General features: G+C 62.8%; 15 protein-coding genes and 2 tRNA genes. 4 read left to right on the top strand and 13 right to left on the bottom strand.

The window, feature by feature from the left end:
* Window positions 1–120: 120 nt before the first annotated feature.
* On the top strand, window positions 121–519 hold the full coding sequence (locus E0L37_RS14680; RefSeq protein ID WP_022994436.1) for a DUF1499 domain-containing protein: 399 nt from the start codon (window positions 121–123) through the stop codon (window positions 517–519).
* On the top strand, window positions 516–1,403 hold the full coding sequence (locus tag E0L37_RS14675) for a TatD family hydrolase (protein WP_370450551.1): 888 nt from the start codon (window positions 516–518) through the stop codon (window positions 1,401–1,403). Before E0L37_RS14680 ends, E0L37_RS14675 begins: the two co-directional genes overlap by 4 nt.
* Window positions 1,404–1,527: 124 nt before the next feature.
* On the opposite strand, the gene E0L37_RS14670 is transcribed toward E0L37_RS14675, so the two are convergent.
* Together E0L37_RS14670 and rlmKL are read right to left on the bottom strand one after the other, a co-directional pair.
* Window positions 1,528–1,764: a glutaredoxin family protein gene (locus E0L37_RS14670; RefSeq protein WP_133492468.1), complete on the bottom strand. Its 237-nt coding sequence runs from the start codon at window positions 1,762–1,764 to the stop codon at window positions 1,528–1,530.
* Window positions 1,761–3,872, bottom strand: a complete 2,112-nt coding sequence (gene rlmKL / locus E0L37_RS14665; RefSeq protein ID WP_133492467.1) for a bifunctional 23S rRNA (guanine(2069)-N(7))-methyltransferase RlmK/23S rRNA (guanine(2445)-N(2))-methyltransferase RlmL — start codon at window positions 3,870–3,872, stop codon at window positions 1,761–1,763. Before rlmKL ends, E0L37_RS14670 begins: the two co-directional genes overlap by 4 nt.
* Before the next feature lie 415 nt (window positions 3,873–4,287).
* Between rlmKL and rmf the strand changes: the two genes are divergently transcribed.
* Both rmf and E0L37_RS14655 read left to right on the top strand, forming a co-directional pair.
* Window positions 4,288–4,494, top strand: coding sequence for a ribosome modulation factor (rmf, locus tag E0L37_RS14660; protein WP_022994432.1), 207 nt, complete (start codon window positions 4,288–4,290; stop codon window positions 4,492–4,494).
* Window positions 4,495–4,698: 204 nt separating this feature from the next.
* Window positions 4,699–6,486 carry a hypothetical protein gene (locus tag E0L37_RS14655; RefSeq protein WP_133492466.1) on the top strand — a complete coding sequence of 596 codons (1,788 nt, stop codon included), beginning with the start codon at window positions 4,699–4,701 and terminating at the stop codon, window positions 6,484–6,486.
* A 21-nt stretch (window positions 6,487–6,507) separates the two neighbouring features.
* Here E0L37_RS14655 and E0L37_RS14650 read toward each other — a convergent pair whose 3' ends face one another.
* The 11 genes from E0L37_RS14650 to E0L37_RS14600 form a co-directional block, all read right to left on the bottom strand.
* Window positions 6,508–7,524 carry a quinone-dependent dihydroorotate dehydrogenase gene (locus tag E0L37_RS14650; protein WP_133492465.1) on the bottom strand — a complete coding sequence of 339 codons (1,017 nt, stop codon included), beginning with the start codon at window positions 7,522–7,524 and terminating at the stop codon, window positions 6,508–6,510.
* Window positions 7,525–7,707: 183 nt separating this feature from the next.
* The gene (locus tag E0L37_RS14645; RefSeq protein WP_133492464.1) at window positions 7,708–9,057 is read right to left on the bottom strand and encodes a DUF1329 domain-containing protein; all 1,350 of its coding nucleotides are present in this window, start codon (window positions 9,055–9,057) and stop codon (window positions 7,708–7,710) included.
* Window positions 9,057–11,684, bottom strand: a complete 2,628-nt coding sequence (gene pepN / locus E0L37_RS14640) for an aminopeptidase N (protein ID WP_133492463.1) — start codon at window positions 11,682–11,684, stop codon at window positions 9,057–9,059. The genes E0L37_RS14645 and pepN overlap by 1 nt, the downstream gene beginning before the upstream one ends.
* A complete protein-coding gene (locus E0L37_RS14635) occupies window positions 11,684–11,965 on the bottom strand; it encodes a YeaC family protein (protein ID WP_133492462.1) in 282 nt (93 codons plus the stop codon). Before E0L37_RS14635 ends, pepN begins: the two co-directional genes overlap by 1 nt.
* Window positions 11,966–12,200: 235 nt before the next feature.
* Window positions 12,201–13,088 carry an NAD(+) kinase gene (locus E0L37_RS14630; RefSeq protein ID WP_133492461.1) on the bottom strand — a complete coding sequence of 296 codons (888 nt, stop codon included), beginning with the start codon at window positions 13,086–13,088 and terminating at the stop codon, window positions 12,201–12,203.
* Window positions 13,089–13,131: 43 nt separating this feature from the next.
* Window positions 13,132–14,202 carry a cyclic nucleotide-binding domain-containing protein gene (locus E0L37_RS14625; RefSeq protein ID WP_133492460.1) on the bottom strand — a complete coding sequence of 357 codons (1,071 nt, stop codon included), beginning with the start codon at window positions 14,200–14,202 and terminating at the stop codon, window positions 13,132–13,134.
* Between the two features lie 232 nt (window positions 14,203–14,434).
* Window positions 14,435–15,775, bottom strand: coding sequence for a hypothetical protein (locus E0L37_RS14620; RefSeq protein ID WP_133492459.1), 1,341 nt, complete (start codon window positions 15,773–15,775; stop codon window positions 14,435–14,437).
* A gap of 562 nt (window positions 15,776–16,337) precedes the next feature.
* A tRNA-Asp gene (locus E0L37_RS14615) sits at window positions 16,338–16,414 on the bottom strand.
* 46 nt (window positions 16,415–16,460) lie between these two features.
* A tRNA-Val gene (locus E0L37_RS14610) sits at window positions 16,461–16,536 on the bottom strand.
* Window positions 16,537–16,665: 129 nt separating this feature from the next.
* Entirely contained in the window at window positions 16,666–16,866 is a 201-nt protein-coding gene (locus E0L37_RS14605; RefSeq protein ID WP_133492458.1) for a hypothetical protein, read from the bottom strand.
* Window positions 16,863–17,474 (bottom strand): TetR/AcrR family transcriptional regulator, encoded by a 612-nt coding sequence (locus E0L37_RS14600; protein WP_133492457.1) that lies wholly within the window; start codon window positions 17,472–17,474, stop codon window positions 16,863–16,865. The genes E0L37_RS14605 and E0L37_RS14600 overlap by 4 nt, the downstream gene beginning before the upstream one ends.
* Window positions 17,475–17,987 lie beyond the last annotated feature (513 nt).

Here is a 17,987-nt window from a genome sequence, read left to right as displayed (position 1 = left end):
GCCAGGGAGGGTCGGGCATCCCAGCGGATGCCAAGCGCCGGGGGCGCATCACGGGTTCTCTCACGGCATGCCCGCCGTGTTCTCTGTGCCTGTGGTTTGTTATTGCTGAGTAGCTTTGCCATGAACGACACCCGTTTGCTAGCACCCTGCCCGTCCTCACCCAATTGCGTGTCCAGCCTGGCCACGGATGAACGGCACCGGGTGGCGCCTCTTCCCGGCTACGCCGACCGTGCCGGCAGTCTGAAACTGCTGCGCGAAGTGCTGGCCACCCTGCCCCGTGTCAGTTTCGAACAGGTAGGGCCGGCACGCTTGCAGGCCCGCTTCACCAGCCGCGTGCTTCGCTTCGTTGATGACGTCACTTTCTATGTGCACGAGAATGGCGGTATTGAAGTGCGCTCCGCCTCGCGGGTCGGATACTACGATTTCGGCGCCAACCGGCGCCGGGTGGAGGATCTGCGTGAGCGGCTTGAGGAACGGCTGGGCGGCCTGACGCCGGTTCAGGGCCAAGGCGCCGGATGAGTATGCCGGGATCCAATACGTTTCCGTCCAGCGAATGTCCAGCCGATGAGTGCCAATGGGCCGATATCGGTGTCAACCTGACCGACCGTCAATTCGCCGAAGACCGTGAAGCGGTGTTACAACGGGCCCGCGAGGCCGGGGTAACCCGTCTGTTGTTGACCGGCACCAACGTCGAGGAATCCCGGCAAGCAGTGGCGTTGTGTCAACGCTACCCGAACCAGGGCCTGTTCTGTACCGCCGGCCTGCACCCACACAGTGCCCGCTTCTGTAACGACGACGTCCTGTCGGAATTACGGGAACTGCTGGAGCAACCGGCGGTGGCCGCGGCCGGCGAGATGGGCCTGGACTTTAATCGGGATTTCTCCCCACGCCCGGATCAGGAGAACGCCTTCGAGGCACAGCTGGCGCTGGCGGTGGACCATGGCAAGCCGGTCTTTCTGCACCAAAGGGATGCCCATGACCGCTTCCTTCCAATACTGAAGGCCTGGCGGGACCGTTTGCCCGCCGTGGTGGTGCACTGCTTTACCGACCAACGCCGCCCGCTATTCGACTATCTGGACCTGGACTGCTTCATCGGCATCACCGGCTGGGTCTGCGACGAACGGCGCGGACGGGAGCTGGCCGAACTGGTGCCGCACATTCCCGGTAACCGGTTGCTGCTGGAAACCGACGCGCCTTACCTGCTGCCCCGGGACTTGCCGGAACCGCCGGCGAAAAAACGCCGCAATGAGCCCTGCCTGCTCCCCTGGATCGGCGCACGGGTGGCGACCCTGCGGGGGGAAACAACGCAGGCTCTGGCCCGACAAACGCTGGCCAACACCCTGGCGTTTTTGCAACGGGACTGGCCGGCCGCGCTGACACACACTACGCCGACACACCCTTAGCCCTTAGCTGCTAAAGCCATTGTGGGAAGCTTGCTTGCAAGCGAATTCTTTGGATAAAAGTAACAATTCGCTTGCAAGCAAGCTTCCCACAGCGGCTTCGTGGCCCAGAGTGGATTCGAAGCGATCAGACCAACCGCTCACCCATCAGAAACGCGCGTACGTCCAGCAGTCCGAACGGCCAGGCCAGCTCCTGGTCGCCCCGGCGCAATACCGGAATACGCTCACCGTACCTGACGATCAGATCGTCGTCCTCGGCAATGTCGATGGCCTCGATGGCCAGCATCGGATCCACGGTCAGCAGCATGTCCCGGGCCCGCTCACACAAATGGCATCCCAAGGTGGTGTAAAGCGTGACGCTCATGGTGTCTCTCCGTGACGAATGGCAAAGCAATGGTGCAACCCGTGACGGCGAAAGTCCTCCGGGGTGCTCCATTGGGTAAGGTCTTCCACCTGATACCAGCGACGAATGCTTTCATCCATCTCGAAGCGGCGGAAGTTGCAGGAAAAGTACAGGACACCGCCGGGCTCGAGCCTTTTGAGAATACGGCGGATCAATTCGCCATGATGCTCCTGGACCACGAAATCCTGGCGGCTTTTGTTATTGGAAAAGGTGGGCGGGTCACAAAACACCACGTCGAACTGCTCGCGGCAGGTTTCCAGCCAGCCCATCACATCGGCCCGTTCCAGCGGGTGGGCGTCACTGGAAAAGCCGTTCAGGGCCAGGTTGCAGGCGGCCCAGTCCAGATAACGGCGCGACGCATCCACCGTCACCACCCGGCGGGCACCGCCCACCAGGGCATGAACGCTGGCGGCACCGGTATAGGCGAACAGATTCAGGACGCGTTTGCCGGCGGACTCCTCAGCCAGCCGCAGCCGCATCGGCCGATGATCCAGGAACAGGCCGGTATCCAGATAATCATTGAGATTCACCAGCAGATGGGCACGCCCTTCGCGCACCACCTTGTATTGGCCCCGGCTGTCCAGCTTCTGATACTGACTGTGCCCTTTCTGCCGCTCACGGGTGCGCAGATGAACCTGCTCCCGGTGCACCGCCAACGCCGAGCGCACCGCGCTCACCGCCCACTGGCGGCGCTCCTTGGCCTTTTCAGGGTCAATCGAGGACGGCGCCTTGAATTCCTGTACAAGCGCCTGATCGCCATAAATATCCACCGCCACATTGAACTCCGGCAGATCACGATCATAGAGGCGATACGATTGAATATCCTCACGCTCCAGCCAGCGGCGCAGGTGTTTACCGTTCTTGCGCAGCCGGTTCAGCAGCGGCACCGCCCCCTCCGGCGGCGCGAAACCGGGCTCCGCCGCCACCCGCAGCGGTGACTCCGCCACCGGCGGCCGTGGGCGGTAGACGCGGATATAGTTCTTCAGCGGGCCGTTGAGCAGGCGATACTGGCTTTGCAGCGCCATGCCGCAACGATCCAGAGTGGTGACATCGGTGCCCAACAGCACCGCGGTCCAGTTGAGTGCCCTTTGCCCCATCAAACGACCAAGACCGGCGTGCAGCCAGGCGGAACGCTCCCGTTCTTCCAGGCGCTCGCCCCAGGGCGGATTGGTCACCAGCAGACCGGTGTCGCCCAGGTCCCGCTGACGCAGGGCGCCCAGTTCGCGCCGCTCCAGGTGTAGCAGGCGCCGTACCCCGGCCCGCTCGGCGTTATCCATGGCGAACTGAATCGCCCGGTTGTCCACGTCGAAGCCCTTCAGCGGCGGTAACGACGGCAGCTTATGCAAGGTGGCGGAGGCCTCTTCGCGCAGCCCTTCCCACAACGCCCGCCGGCACCCGCGCCAGGCCATGAAGCCATAGTCCTGACGCAAGGCGCCCGGCGCCACGCCGCCGGCCATCCAGGCCGCCTCGATCAGCAGGGTGCCGCTACCACAGAACGGATCCAGCACCATGGAGGGACGGTCCGGATGGTGCCAACCACCGGCTCTGAGTATGCCGGCGGCCAGATTCTCGCGCAGCGGTGCGCGGCCGCCGGCCAGGCGATAGCCGCGCCGATGCAACGGCGTGCCGGCCAGATCCAGCCACAAGTGGGCCTGATTCTCGTCCAGACGCCCGCGCACACAGCATGCCCCCAGTTCACTGTCCGAGACACGCAACGATGGCGGCAGCGCCCGCGCCAACCGCCGGGTGCTGATACGGTTATCACCACGCACGCCCTTGCCGTGCTCAAGATTGAGGAACAGCGGCGCGCCGGCCGCCACCAGGGCCGGCCAGTCCAGCGCCGCCGCCAGTGCTTCGGGGGCTTCCTCCGCGCTGATCTCCAGGGTCACCAGCGGTAGCAACACCCGCTCCGCCAACCGCGACCACAGGCATACCCGCAGGCCGTCTTCCTGGCGCCCGTCGATGATGACATGGGCGTTACCGGTCTCTGTTACGGATATGCCCAGCTCCACCAGTTCCTCGGCCAGCAGCGGGGCCAGGCCTGGCAGGCAAGTGGTCACGAACTCCATGGGAAATGCCTCATCGGTGTTTGCACAGCTTGGTGCCTCGGAACAATTATCAGCCAAATCAATGGGATGGGCTAACTTTCACGAAACCGTCAAATATGCGGCATCCGTTTAACCACGCCGTCACATATTGCCGTTCGTTATTCGACACGGGCGGCCCCCTTTCCCATACTCGAAGAATGGTTTGCGCGATAACGAGCGCGGACCAAGGCACTACCAACACCTGATCACTCGTGCTCGCCACCGGCATCACGGGCCTTTGAGCCAGGGGATTAATGCCCGGAATACGAATCCGGGCGGACAGATGGCTCGCCCCGCCGGAGAAGATTCCGTATGGAATCAGGGCGGCGCATTGTGACACAGAGAGGATCAGCAGGATATTCCCAGTCATTACGATGAAGGAAAGAGGAAAGTGTCCATGAAAAGACAGAAACGGAGTCGTGAGGAGCGGGCCTACAGCCGCGGATACCAGGCCGGTTACAAAGGAAAATCCAAAGACTTTTGTCCCTTCGACGCTTTACAGGCGCGCAGCAGTTGGCTGAACGGATGGCGTGAAGGACGCGTTGATCAATTACATGGCCTGGTGGGTGTCGCCGGCATCCACAACCTCAAGGATCTCCGCTGAACGTAAGGGGGAAATGAACCGGATATGATGAACCGATAAAGCAACCCGTTCTCCACAGCGCCGGCGCTCTTGGCGCCGACCCCATAGGGCCCCACCCGGGCCCTTTTCTTTGCCTGGCATTTTTGTTGAAGACGGCGGCGCTGGCCGGGACTTCTGGCAACACCGTCTTTCCCGTGTAAGATGACCCGGTATCCAAGGAACCGGATGGGGTCCACCATGCCGCCGTTGAAAATCCTCGCCCTACTCTGTGGCGTACTCGTTCTGACCGCCTGCGATCCCGGCTCCGTCGATGAGCAACTGAGTCAGTTGGACGCCGAACAGAAACGCTATCAGGAACGTTTGGCGGAAGTACCGGACGATACCGTACGCGAACAGCTATCCCGGCTCGTCGATACCGCCTTCTGGATGCGCCGGGCCGAACTGCGGCAAAGCCTGCCGCCGGCAACCCCGGAGTACGCCTCCCCATCGCTCGCGATCCTCGCCGACTACCGCTCCCCCCAGGCTATGGCCGACAATTATGTGCGCGGTTTGTTGATCGAACACAACCCGAGACTAATGCCGGAACGGACCCAGATCGTGCTGCCGTTCGACTACCCCTTCGAGCATGCCCTGTCGTGGACAGCCGCCACACTCTCCGACGGCACCCGGCTGACGCCAACGGCAAGCCGCCCCGGCATGATCGACCGGCCCGCTATCTATCAGGAACGCCGTTCCGGCCTGCGCACCGTAATGCCGGGCAACCAGGAAGCACCGCCGGTGGCAATGCTGCAGGGCCGGCTTGCCCTGACCGTGCCAAGAGGCGTTGAACACCTTGCCTTCGAGGCAAACCAGCAGGGGGAAAGCCGTACCGTCGGCGACATCGAGGTGACCCTGGTTTCGGTGGATCATCACCAGGCCACGGTGGCGGTGAAAACCGATGCGGACAGCGCCTTCCCCGGCGGGGACTCGGTGATCCTCAACGCCCGCGATGATAGCGGACGCACTCTGGCCACACTGGGGGTGAACACCGGGCCACCGGGTCTTGAAGCGGCCATGCTGGATCTGCTCGACGCCACCATTGATGATGCCATCGATGGCAACGGGATCGACCCGGAGAGCGTGAAGTCACGGGTGGAAGCCCGCCAACAGGCTCTGCGTGAAGAACATGGCGACACGTCTTACCATCAGGCCACGTTCGCCGGGCCCATCGCCGAACTGGAGGTTCTGCTGGTGGGGGTGAACGGTTATCAGCACCGCGAAGAAACGCTGACGCTCACCCCGGTGCAATTCCAGGCCGCCACCAATACGCCTACTCCGATCGCCATTCCCACCACCGCCACGGTGTACGATCCGACGCTCCGGCGTTTCGATGAGACCCGGCCCTGGGAGTGGCCGCCCGACCGTTTGAGCCGGATCATCACCGTTTCCCTGGTGGGTCTTGGCGAGGTGGCCGGCCACCAGGAGACACCCGCCTCGGTGCGGTTCCATTACCCCTCCGTGCCCAGCGACCACTTTATTTCCGCTTTTGATCGTTTCGAGAAACTGATCGAGGTGGCCTTCCTGGACTCCGAGGGGGAGCTGATTCCGTTACCGGACGAACAGGACCAGCGCGAGCAATGGTTTCGCTTCACCGTGAACCGGTTGGAGTACCATCCCCAAGCCTTTCCGACCCCGCCCGCGCGGGTTCGCGGACGTCTGCTGATCAATCAGCGTCCGGAGATCCAATCCCGGTGGGTGCGGGCGCAGGCCCTCCCGGAAGGGGCCCGGTTACTCGATAATATGTTCGTCACCGCACCCTCACACGACAATCGCCAGTTGCTGGTGTTGGCGCAGGATGACAGTGGACGTTACCTCAAGCATCTCGCCACCGTGGGCTACCATTATCACCGCGACCAGTCACGACCTCCGCAATGGGCGCACCATTTTTACGGCACGCCGGAGCGCTTGTTACTTGTGCGCCCCGGCCGCGAACAGCAGGTCGAGTATCACTTTGACGTGGCACTGAAACAGTAAGCCGGATACCACCGAGCCGGACTAGCGCTTACCTGCCCTCGGCCAGGCCCGGGCGATCTCGCCGATCAGTTCCGGGCCCCGGTAAATCAGGCCACTGTAGATCTGCACCAGATCGGCACCGAGACGCCGCTTTTCCAGGGCATCCTCGCCACTCATGATGCCGCCGACACCGATCAACGGCACGCGGCCATTCAAGCCGCGGCTGACCACGTCCAGCGCGCGGTGAGCGATCGGTTTCAGCGGGGCACCGCTGAGGCCACCCTGCTCGTCACCCTGTGGCTCGCCGGCGACAAGAGGCCGCTCCAACGTAGTGTTACCGACACAGACCCCGTCAATACCGTGCCGCACGAAGGCTTCCGCCATGGACGCCAGTTCCTCGTCGCTGTTGTCCGGAGCGATCTTGACCACCAGCGGCACCTTCCAGCCGTTACGTTGATCCAGCCTGGTCTGTTCCTCGCGCAGGGTGCCCAGCAGCGCGTTCAGCGCCTCGCCATGCTGCAGCTCGCGCAGGCCCGGTGTGTTCGGCGAGGACACGTTGACCACCAGATAGCTGGCCAGGGCATGCACCTTGCGCTGGCAGTGCAGGTAGTCGTCCACCGCCTGCTCCATCGGCGTGTCCTTGTTTTTGCCGATATTGATGCCGAGCACGCCGTTGTAGCCGCTGCCACGGACCGCTTCCACCAGGTAGTCCACGCCTTTGTTATTGAACCCCATACGGTTGATCACCGCGCGGGAGCGGGGCAAGCGGAACAAACGCGGCCGCGGATTGCCGGGCTGCGGACGTGGTGTCACCGTCCCTATTTCGAGAAAACCAAAACCCAGATCCGCCAGACCCCGGACGCAGTCTCCGTTCTTGTCCAACCCCGCCGCCAGCCCCACCGGATTGGGGAAGTCCAGCCCCATCACCCGCACCGGCCGGTCCGGTATCCGGCCCGGATAGAACTTGCCAGCGCCATGGCGCAGGGCCGCCAGAGTAAGATCGTGGCTGCGTTCGGCGGACAGGGAAAACAACAGGGGGCGAGCGAGGGAGTAAAGCATGGGCGTTCCGGTTCCTTCGTGGGCGACAACGGCCGGGATTATATCGGGAACCAAGCCGTCCTGCCCGGTTTGCGAAGCCGGCATTCGCTGCCAAGGCAGCTTCACACAGAGGAAGCCACGCAGCCGCCGTGGGAAGCTGCCTTGGCAGCGAACTCTGGGGCAGCAGTAGTCTCTCGTTTTATCCTACCTCCGGTCAGGCAAGGCGGAGGGCAGGAAATCCCTCTCGTCCGGTAACGTTTCCGGAAACACCAGCGCGCCGGCTGCGCCAGTCTCGGTGAAGCGCAAATGGTAGCGCCCCTCGCGCAGGTCGTGATAGGCATCCAGAGCGGTCCACACCGCCGGAATCCGAGGATAGCATTTGCTGTAGGCCAGGCTGACCCGCCACAGCGCACCGCTGAGGTCGTACTGGTCCGCCGCCGCGATTTGCCAGCTGTCCTCGTCGATATAGAAACGGCGGCGCGAATAAATGTGCCGCTCGCCTTCCCGCAGGCGTCCTTCCACCACCCACACCCGGTGCCGCTCCCAACGGGTTCGTGCCGGATTCAAATGCCCCCGGCGCAGGAGTTTACCCTCCCGCTCCAGATCGATATGGAAATCGTTGTTGTAAGGGATGAAGCGTTCCACCGGCCGCGGATACAGCAACCGCCAGTGGTACTTGTCCAGGGCCCCGTTGAACAGATCCGCGTCGTCGACGGTGCGCAGACCGTCACTGCCGGCCAGCACAGCGTCGTAAGCGATTTCCGGCGCCCGGCGCACGCGCTGCCGCCCCACATCATAGCCCCAGGACTGGCGTGGCATCCGCGCCGGGTCGAGGGTGTCGTACATCAACACCGCGCCGCCGGCCAGCCGCGCCGGCGCCAGGATCCGCGAGTAGTAGTACAGATAGCGGGGCCCGAGGCGCTCGCCGTTCAGGCGCTGATCGTAATAGGGGAAGTACAGACTTTGTCGTGCACTGACGCGGCGATAGCCACCACTGGCGCGCACCGACAGCTGGCTGGACTGGCGCTCCATCAACACACCCCGCCAGCGCAGCACATGATTCCACATTGCCTGGCGGCCACGGGCGCCGGCATCGCCGTGCGGTATGGGGAACGGGATACCGCCAAAGGCCCCGGCCACCCCGCGCCCGGAAAGCTTCGCGCGCACCGCGTTAAGAGCGGTATTGCGATAAACCCACTCCGGCGCCGTCGCGGTGCGGCGGCTGCGGTAGACCGGCAGGTAAAAGCTGTCGGGATAGCGGCGAATCATCGCCGCCACCCCTTGCGGCAGGTCGGCCTCGTATTGGTTCAGGTTGCCCGCGTCAATGCGCAGCAAAGGCTGATCCGTCGCCGGGGCCCGGCAGCCATCACCGCGCCATCGGGGAATCGCCAGCGGCGATGAGGACGGCTCGGTATTGCCGGCCCGTTCACCCCCCAGCGGGGTCAGGTCCGCGGACAACCGCCGGGCGTCCTGCTCACTCACCGCCGCCGAGGCCGGCTGCACCGCCAGCCCGACGATCAGCCCGGCCAGCAAGAGCAACGGATAGCGTTTCATCAGGCCCCGAGAATACGATCCAACACTTCCGCCAGATTGGCGGAGGCCCCTTCACGCACCTCGTTCAAGGCCGTGCGCAGCGACGTCGACAGGTCCTCCCGCAGACGATCCAGCCGCGCCGCGCCGTTACCAAGCCGGGCGGCGATTTGTGGATTGATGGCATCCAGTGTCTTCAGCGTCTCGGCGAACAGGCGATGGCCGCTGCCGTCCTCGGCGTGGAAGGCCGAGGGGTTGCCGTTGACCAGGGTACCGATCAGCGCTCGTACCCGGTTGGGCTGGGTCCATTCGAAGGCGGGGTGGGACATCAGCGCCCTCGCCCGCGCCACGGTGGCCGGCCCGGGCACCGCCGCCTGTACCGCGAACCACTGGTCCATCACCAGCTCTTCGTCCCGCCAGCGCTCGGCGAACTGCTCCAGCGCCGGCCCGGCGCCGTCCAGGGCATTGCTCACCAGAATCCCCAGGGCTCCGATCTCCTCGGTCATGCAGGCGGCATCACGGAAGGTCCGCCCTAACTCGTCGGCGATACCGTCGGCTTCGGCCAGGCCCAGGTAGGACAGGGCCAGCAGACGCAGACGGCGTTTGCCCATGGCATCACCGTCGGCGCGATATTCCGGCTCATGCAGGGACTCGGCCAGGCGCCACCAGTCCTCGCTTAAAGCCTGCCCCAAAGCCACCTTGAACGCATGGGCGGCGCGGTGCACCCGGCCCGGATCCAGCGGCGAATGACGGTCGCCGATGGCGGTCTCGGTGGGCAGGGTCAGCAGCAACGCGGCCTGGGCCGGATCCTCGGCGGCACGCCGGATCACTCCCTCCAGGGCCGGACGCAGCCGTTCAAGTTGCTGCCCGGCGCTCTCACCCTGCTCGATCATTCGCGCCAGCGCCGAAAAGTACAGACGTTGGGCCGCATCCCAGCGGCAGAAGCCGTCGCTGTCGTGAGCCAGCAGCGTCCGCAGTTGGGTTTCGTCGAAGTCGTAGCGCAGGATCACCGGCGCCGAGAACCCGCGCAGCAGGGAGGGCGTCGGCTGGATCGGCAGCGGGAACGAGAAAGTCTGCGTGGCCCGCTCCAGAATCACCACGGTTTCGGTGTCACCCTGGTCGTTCAGCGCCAGCGGTTTACCTTGCGGATCCAACAGCGCCAATTTGACCGGAATCATCAGCGGCTGTTTGTCCGCCTGCCCCGGGGTCGCCGGGGTATGCTGGCTCAGAGTCAGGCTGTAGAGGCCATCCACATAGGTGTCCTCGGCACTGACGATGGGGGTACCGGCCTGACTGTACCAGCGTTTGAACCCAGTCAGGTCCCGCCCGGACACTTCCTCCATGCAGGCGACGAAGTCATCGCAGGTCACCGCCTGTCCGTCGAAGCGCTCGAAGTACAGATCCGTGGCGCGGCGGAAATCCCCGGCGCCCAGCAGCTCATGCTGCATGCGCACCACTTCCGCGCCTTTTTCGTACACGGTCAGCGTGTAGAAATTGTCGATCTTCTGATACTGCGCCGGACGCACCGGGTGGGCCAGAGGGCCCTGGTCTTCCGGGAACTGGTGATTGACCAGGAAATTCACATTCTCCACCCGCACCACCGCCCGCGAATTCATATCCGAGGAGAATTCCTGATCCCGGAATACGGTGAAACCTTCCTTGAGGCTAAGCTGGAACCAGTCCCGGCAGGTGACCCGGTTACCGCTCCAGTTGTGGAAGTACTCGTGGGCCACCACCGATTCCACCCGCTCGAAAGCGGCGTCGGTGGTGGTGGCCGGATGGGCCAGCACACAGGCGGTGTTGAAGATGTTGAGGCCCTTGTTTTCCATCGCGCCCATGTTGAAATGGCTGACGGCGACGATCTGGAAGATGTCCAGGTCGTACTCACGGCCGTACACCTTTTCATCCCAGGCCATGGCTTTTTTCAGTGACACCATGGCGTGGTCGAGTTTGTCCAGATCCCGGTGTTCAGCGTAAAGATGCAGGGCCACTGCGCGACCGGAAGCAGTGGTAAAGGTGTCCTTGAGGCAGGCCAGATCGCCGGCCACCAGGGCGAACAGGTAGCAGGGCTTGGGGAACGGGTCTTCCCAGGTGACCCAGTGCCGGCCGCTCTCCTTGTCATCGTTGCCCTCTTCCCCACTGGCCACCGGGTTACCGTTGGACAACAGCAACGGGTAGTGCTCGCGGTCGGCCCGCACCGTGGTGGTGAACCGGCTGAGCACGTCCGGGCGATCCGGGAACCAGGTGATGCGGCGGAACCCTTCCGCCTCGCATTGCGTGCAATACATGCCGTTGGAGCGATACAGCCCCTCCAGAGCGGTGTTCTTTTCCGGTTCGATGCGAACCACCGAGGTCAATTCGAAACGCTCCGGCACCGCGAACACGGTCAGGCGGCCCTCCGCCTCGCGATAGCGGGAAGCCGGCAACGGCGCACCGTCCAGACTCAGTGACACCAGTTCCAGGTGCTCGCCGTCGAGCACCAGGTCTTCCGGTTGGTCTTCCCGGGCCGGATTACGCTCCAGCGTCAGGGTGGCGGTGACCAGGGTGTGGCCGTCACGGATATCCACGTCCAGATGGGTACGCGGGACCAGATAGGCCGGCGGCAGATAGTCCGCCAGGCGGGTAACATTGGCCGGGCTGCCATCACGCATCAGTGCTCTCCTTTCCGCTCGGGGGCCGGTTGCAGATCCACTGGCTGATCACTGTCCGCTTCACTGCTTTTGCAATGGGAAGGCACATAACCGGTACGCTCTTCTTCAGGCAGGTTCCTGGCTTCCCAGGCGATGATGGCCTGCAGGCACAGTTCCCGCTGCTCGGCGGAAACCTGGCGGCCATCGGGCCAGCGCCCCAGTTCCACGGCACGACGCAGGCCGTGCCACACTTCCAGGGTCATGGAATCAATCAACTGCTCGAAATTGGAAAAATTCATCATCCCTCTCGGGTTGTGACATGGTTGGGACGGCGGTCGGCCATCAATTATGGTTCATCGTGGTGGTGTTGTCGGCCTTGGAGACATAAAAAGGCCGCTACAACGCCGCTGAGGGAAGCTTGCTTGCAAGCGAATCATGGGGCCCGGAAGCCCTTCGCTTGCAAGCAAGCTTCCCACAGCGACTTCGTGGCCCCTTCCGTGCCAGCGGTGGTCCACCCGCTTTACTCCGAGACGAACCTCAATTATCCCCCGGACGGGTGCTCCAGCCCAGTTTGGAACGGCAGGCCTGGTAGAAATCGTGCCCCGGCGGGTGGATCAACTGCAAACGATGGGGCTTTTTGCGAATGGCGATGACGTCGCCCAGTTGTAATCGCACTCCGGAAGTGCCGTCGCAGCTCACCAGGGGGTTCACTTTCTCGGTGGTGATCTGGATCTTGATCTCGCTGTTACCGTCCACCACCAGGGGCCGGCTGGTCAGGGTATGGGGGTTCATCGGCACCAGCACCATGGCATCCAGACGGGGATGCATGATCGGACCGCCGCCGGACAGAGCGTAGGCGGTGGAACCGGTGGGCGTGGAGATGATCAGGCCGTCGGAACGCTGCCCATAGACGAAATGGCCGTCGATGATCAGCTCGAAGTCGATCATGTGGACACTGTCACCGGAGAGCAGCACCACGTCATTAAGCGCGCTGCCCTCGCCCATCACCAGATTGCCGCGCCGTACCTCCATATCCAGCAGGAAGCGACGCTCGGTGGTGTATTCACCGTCCAGCACCTGACCGACCCGGGATTCGATTTCCGAAGGCAGAATATCGGTGAGGAAGCCCAGATGCCCCCGGTTCACCCCCAGCACCGGCACATCGTAACGGGCCAGGGTACGGGCCGCGCCGAGCAGGCTGCCGTCGCCGCCGACCACGATCACCAGATCACAGGATTCGCCCATCTGAGCGGCGCTGGCCGCCTGCAGTCCCATTTCCGGGAGACTGCCGGCAATGCCCTTTTCCAGAATGACAGTGCAGTCACGACCGTGCAGAAAGTGAATCAGCTGGCGCATGGAGTACAGCGCCTGCTCGCTTTCGGAACGGGCGATCAGGCCGATATTGCGAAATTTGTCTTGCGCCACATTAGTCCCGGGTTGGGCCCCAGCCCCGGATCCCCGGGACGGGCTATTCGAGATACTCGTGCAGAGGGTCGGCGTTACCATTGAGGCCGCCTTCCAGCACGAACACGTCCAAGCCTGCGTTTTTTAACAAAAATGCCGCCGTGGCGCTACGCCGACCGGTATCACAGTAGGCCACGTAGGCCTGTTTCGGGTCCAGCAACCGCGACTTCAGGCGCAGCACATTCAACGACATATTAGCGGCTCCGGACAGCCGATGGCGGTCAAACTCGTCGCCGGTGCGCACATCCAGCCAGCGGGCGCCGGCGGCGATCTTCTCCCGGGCCTTGTCCACCGGCAGGGTGTGGATGATCGGTTCCCGCAGCAGCGCGTCGAAATCGTCCCGCCCCAGACGCATCAACACCCCGTCCGTGGCCATGGTGATGGTGGCGTTACGCGGTGTGCCGGACAGCAATGCCTCCTCACCGAACCACTGCCCTTCCTCCAGCATCGCCACCGGCGTCGCCACTCCGGGGTTACCCAGTTCGATGGACACCTCGCAGACCCCTTCCTTGATGATGTAACAGCAATCCGCCTCCTCGCCCTGGCGGATGATCACCTCACCTTCCTTGCAGCGGCGGGCATGCAGGCGGCGGAAGATTTCCAGAATGTTGGCTGGTGGCACCCGGTGGAACAAATTGGACTTCAGCAACCGGATCATCCAGTCACGGTCATGCTGATAAGCAGCATTGGCGTTGATGTCGAGAATCACGTAACCGGCGGATTGATCCCAGGACAAGATGGTGTCCAACCGGAAACTGTCGAAACGCACCACGCTGACTTCGGTCAGCGCCCGGGCGTCATCCCGGCGCGGCTGGAAATGACCAAGCGGGTGCCAGGAGGTAGCATCCCCCGCCCGAACCACGCTGCGCTGGCCGCTCTCGTTGAATAGCTCCACATCACCGCTGAGCAGATAAATGGTGACGTTATCACGATCCCCCTGACGGAACAGAATGTCGCCGGGTTCGTAACGACAAACCTCCTGCTGGTCCAACAACCAGTCGAGCTGATCATTGGACAGCGCATTGACCGGCACGAACGCCTGCAATAAACGCTTATCGATGGATTCTTGAGCCATGAATGGCTTCCCCCCTTATTATTCGATCGCGCGAGTCCCCCCGACCCTCACGATCCGGTATGGCGCTTAAGGAACCTCTAAACAACGTCATGCCGGACTCAATCCGGCATCTCCCTCCACGAAGCCGCGGGCCATGCCGAGGGAGGTCCCGGGTCAGCCCGGGATGATGGGTGTTTTTCAGGGGCTCCCTGGCGGATTCTTGAAGCAAGATACTTACCAGTTCGCGGCATAATTACCGGAACTTGAGCACATTATCGATGGCGGCATCCGAACGGCAGTGCGGACAGCGGTTGGAATTGCAATCGGAGACGCCCGGCTTGAACTGATTAGGCACGTCCACCCGGATCACTCTTTTGCCACAGGCACGCGCCTCCGGCCCCACCGCCACCTGGCATACCGGATTCTCATAGTGAGCCAGCCAGGCACGGTAGTGATCCTCGGTCACCAGGCATTTACGCGCCGCGAACGCCAACGGGTTTTCCATGTAATCGGAAATCTGGTCAGCACCGATGGAGACGTGGCCGGCACCGGGATGGAAGGCAATGAAACTGAGGCCCAGGCTCTCCAGTTTGCGCAACATCTGCTCGCCACCGGCGTTACTCACTTTCATCTGTTGGTGTTTGAGACCAGCCACGTCCTTGCGCAGTTGGGCGATCAGATCGTCCCGGTTGAGCACCTCCATTTCCTTGCTGTGCAGTTCGTCGGCCAGCCGCGCCCGCTCTTCTTCCAGGCGCTGCTCCAGTTCCAATTGATACTGCTGACGCAGGCGCTCCGTTTCCCCCCCCTGCTGACGGTCCTGTTCCTGCTGATCCCGGCGCAACGACGTCACTTGATCCTTGAGTGAACCGCTCTGCTCGCGCAGCGCCGCGTTCTGGGACTTCAGGGTCTTGAATTGCATCAGCACCTTTTCCAGCTGCGTATTGAGAATTTCCTCTTTCTGCTGCTGGGCATAGCGCAGTTGCGCCATTTCTTCCTTCTGCCCGCTCTCCAGGGTGTGAATACGCAGACGCAATTCCTTGATGGTGCGGGCCAGCCTTACCCGCTCCGGGTCCGGATCAGTGGCGCCCAGCGTGGGAATTTCCTCCTCGGACAGCATCGGCGGCACCGTGGGCGGCGGCAGGCCCTCGTCCATTTCCAGGCCCATCTTCGGCCCGCGCTGGCGCAACAGATCCCGCACCGCGACGAAGTCGTTGGCGCCGGGCTTCATCGATGGATCCCACAATTGGTCCTGGTGCCACGCCACCGGGCACTGGCTGCGGCAGGCCAGCCGGATCGGACCGCTGCCCATGTCCGGGCCAGGGCCGCCGTGCTCGGCCAGATGGCGCAACGGAATATTCCAGGTGGTATCGGCCATGCCGTCTTCGTCGAAGCCGATCAGAAACAACACCAGCGCCTTGACCTTCAGCTGCCCGTTGACCAGACAGTAGGCACCACGCATCTCTTTGCGAGCGAACTCCGGCACCCCCACCATGCCATCCAGAATCGCCTCGAAATCGGCGTGGAGCATGCTTTTGGTGATGCGGTGCTCGGCAAAGAACACTATTGCTTCAGAGGTAACGGAGGACCCCGCCATCTCGCCTTCCCCGGATCATGTCCTTATCGTTTTATCCGCCTCGCGAACCGTCAGGTGACCAGGCTCGTCACAATCCGCCGATCGCGGGCAGCTACGACAAAAGTGTGAACCGGCTTTTAGGTAAAAGAAAGGGGTTGCTCGGGAAAGGTAATCAGAACGCTGAGTGCTTCACAGAATCGGGAGGGGTTGGCCCATCGGGCCGGAGGGGGGACGACGGGGGATCAGAGCTCCACACCGTCGTCATCGCTTTCCCAGTCGCCTTCCACCAGCTCTTCCAGGGTCTCCAGCCAGAGCTTTTCCTGCATCCGTTCTTCGAAGTAATGATCCATGGTTATTCTCCTTTACGTTTCATTCTGTATTTTCAAATCAAAGATTGTCGGATCAACTTTAGCGTCCCCTTGGTGACCCTTTCATGACAGGGGTCAAAAGGCGCTTACAGGATAAGAACATCAGGAGAGGGGGAAGTTCCGCGGTGGCCCGGCGCCACAAAAGAAAAAGCCGCATCGAAATACTCGATGCGGCCCCTTAATACATGGAAAAAGGCTAAGATCATGAAAAATGTTGGCGGAGCGGACGGGACTCGAACCCGCGACCCCCGGCGTGACAGGCCGGTATTCTAACCAACTGAACTACCGCTCCGAACTTTCCGTGAAAGAGTGGCCTATAAGCCGTCCTTTCGGGAAACTGGTGGGTGGTGACGGGATCGAACCGCCGACCCTCTGCTTGTAAGGCAGATGCTCTCCCAGCTGAGCTAACCACCCGCATCGCGTTGCGAAGTGGGCGCCATTTTAGGGATTGGCCCCGGAGTGTCAACGGCTTTCTGCGAAAAAACCTGCCGTTCGTTCATATTTTCGTCGCACTGTCGAATAAACGCCCATTTTGGCTGCATTTCAGCCGGAATCCGCCTCCGATTCGCGCTCTTCGATCCAGGCCCTGGCCTGCTCCAGAGTGAAGCGCCCGGGCACGGTGTGGCCACTGGGCTCGGCCACCAGGTAATGACTGATCTTTAATTGCCAGGTAGCCGGATCCAGCTCCCCTTCCTCCATGATGGTGTAGCCGGTGCGCCCCCAAGCGAAGCCGTTACCGATCACGCCGCGCCCTCCTCGCCGTCATCCTCACCCACCACCCGGTCGACAATCAGATCCGCCAACCCTTCCACCGACAGACTGCGGGACTGATCAAACCAGTTATGGGTCCACCCGGTCATGCCGGTGATCAGCCGTCGCATGATGAACGGGTCGGCGCGGAAACGGCCTTCCTGGTGCAGATCAGTGAGCACATCCAACCAGAGCTGCTCATAGATATCCCGCAGGGCCAGCGCCTCGCGCTGTTTGTCGGTATTGAGGCAGCGCCACTCGGTGACCATCACCGTCATCGCCTCGCTGGTATCACCGACAATGGCGGTCAGTTCCGCGCGCACCAGCGCCCGTAACCGCTCCACTGGCCGCTCCTCGGCGGCGATGGCGGCGCGCAGACGCTCGGTATTGAAGTGGATCACCTCCTCCATCACCGCGAACAGGATGTCTTCCTTGGTCTTGAAATGGTGGAAGATGGACCCGCTCTGGATCCCCACCACGGCGGCGATATCGCGCACCGTGGTGCGTTCATACCCCTTGTCACGAAACAGTTGGGCGGCGGCGCTGAGCAGGCGCCCCCGCGGACTGTCGTCGATGCCGTGTACAGCGCGTGCTTGTGTCATTGGTTCCTCCTGATCGGCCGGCATTATACCCGGGCCGGACGCCGGACGCCGGACGCCGGACGCCGGACGCCGGACGCCGGACGCCGGACGCCGGACGCCGGACGCCGGACGCCGGACGCCGGACGCCGGACGCCGGACGCCGGACGCCGGACGCCGGACGCCGGACGCCGGACGCCGGACGCCGGACGCCGATAATGCAAAACCAGACCCAACGCCCTGGCAAGCACTAAAACGCTTTTTAGGGTTCATCGCGGTTTGGCGGGCCACCGCGCTTCAATCATGGGCACGGGTCTGTAACGGAAGGGGCTACCAAGCCGCTATATTCGCCGGCAAGCCGGTCTCCCACGGATCATGCCACGAAGCCGCTGTGGGAAGCTTGCTGGCAAGCGAATATCCCAACACCAGAGGGCCGGAATTCGCCAGCAAGCTGGCCTCCCACAGGTCCGCCACGAAACTGCTGTGGGAAGCGGCCCGGGCGGCGCTCCGCTTGGCCGCGAATGCCCTGAGCCGTTG

It is taken from the genome of Alcanivorax sp. 24 (assembly GCF_004360225.1).
In the GTDB taxonomy this organism is placed as follows: Bacteria; Pseudomonadota; Gammaproteobacteria; order Pseudomonadales; family Alcanivoracaceae; genus Alloalcanivorax; species Alloalcanivorax xiamenensis.
This window is presented reverse-complemented; position numbering and strand designations above follow the sequence as displayed.

Bases quoted from the DNA above. Each gene is read 5' to 3' on its own strand.
- E0L37_RS14645 (WP_133492464.1), bottom strand. From the start codon at position 9,057: ATGAAACGCTATCCGTTGCTCTTGCTGGCCGGGCTGATCGTCGGGCTG.
- E0L37_RS14675 (WP_370450551.1), top strand. From the start codon at position 516: ATGAGTATGCCGGGATCCAATACGTTTCCGTCCAGCGAATGTCCAGCC.
- E0L37_RS14635 (WP_133492462.1), bottom strand. From the start codon at position 11,965: ATGATGAATTTTTCCAATTTCGAGCAGTTGATTGATTCCATGACCCTG.
- rlmKL (WP_133492467.1), bottom strand. From the start codon at position 3,872: ATGGAGTTCGTGACCACTTGCCTGCCAGGCCTGGCCCCGCTGCTGGCC.
- E0L37_RS14655 (WP_133492466.1), top strand. From the start codon at position 4,699: ATGGGGTCCACCATGCCGCCGTTGAAAATCCTCGCCCTACTCTGTGGC.
- E0L37_RS14650 (WP_133492465.1), bottom strand. From the start codon at position 7,524: ATGCTTTACTCCCTCGCTCGCCCCCTGTTGTTTTCCCTGTCCGCCGAA.
- rmf (WP_022994432.1), top strand. From the start codon at position 4,288: ATGAAAAGACAGAAACGGAGTCGTGAGGAGCGGGCCTACAGCCGCGGA.
- E0L37_RS14600 (WP_133492457.1), bottom strand. From the start codon at position 17,474: ATGACACAAGCACGCGCTGTACACGGCATCGACGACAGTCCGCGGGGG.
- E0L37_RS14670 (WP_133492468.1), bottom strand. From the start codon at position 1,764: ATGAGCGTCACGCTTTACACCACCTTGGGATGCCATTTGTGTGAGCGG.
- E0L37_RS14625 (WP_133492460.1), bottom strand. From the start codon at position 14,202: ATGGCTCAAGAATCCATCGATAAGCGTTTATTGCAGGCGTTCGTGCCG.
- E0L37_RS14620 (WP_133492459.1), bottom strand. From the start codon at position 15,775: ATGGCGGGGTCCTCCGTTACCTCTGAAGCAATAGTGTTCTTTGCCGAG.
- E0L37_RS14680 (WP_022994436.1), top strand. From the start codon at position 121: ATGAACGACACCCGTTTGCTAGCACCCTGCCCGTCCTCACCCAATTGC.
- pepN (WP_133492463.1), bottom strand. From the start codon at position 11,684: ATGCGTGATGGCAGCCCGGCCAATGTTACCCGCCTGGCGGACTATCTG.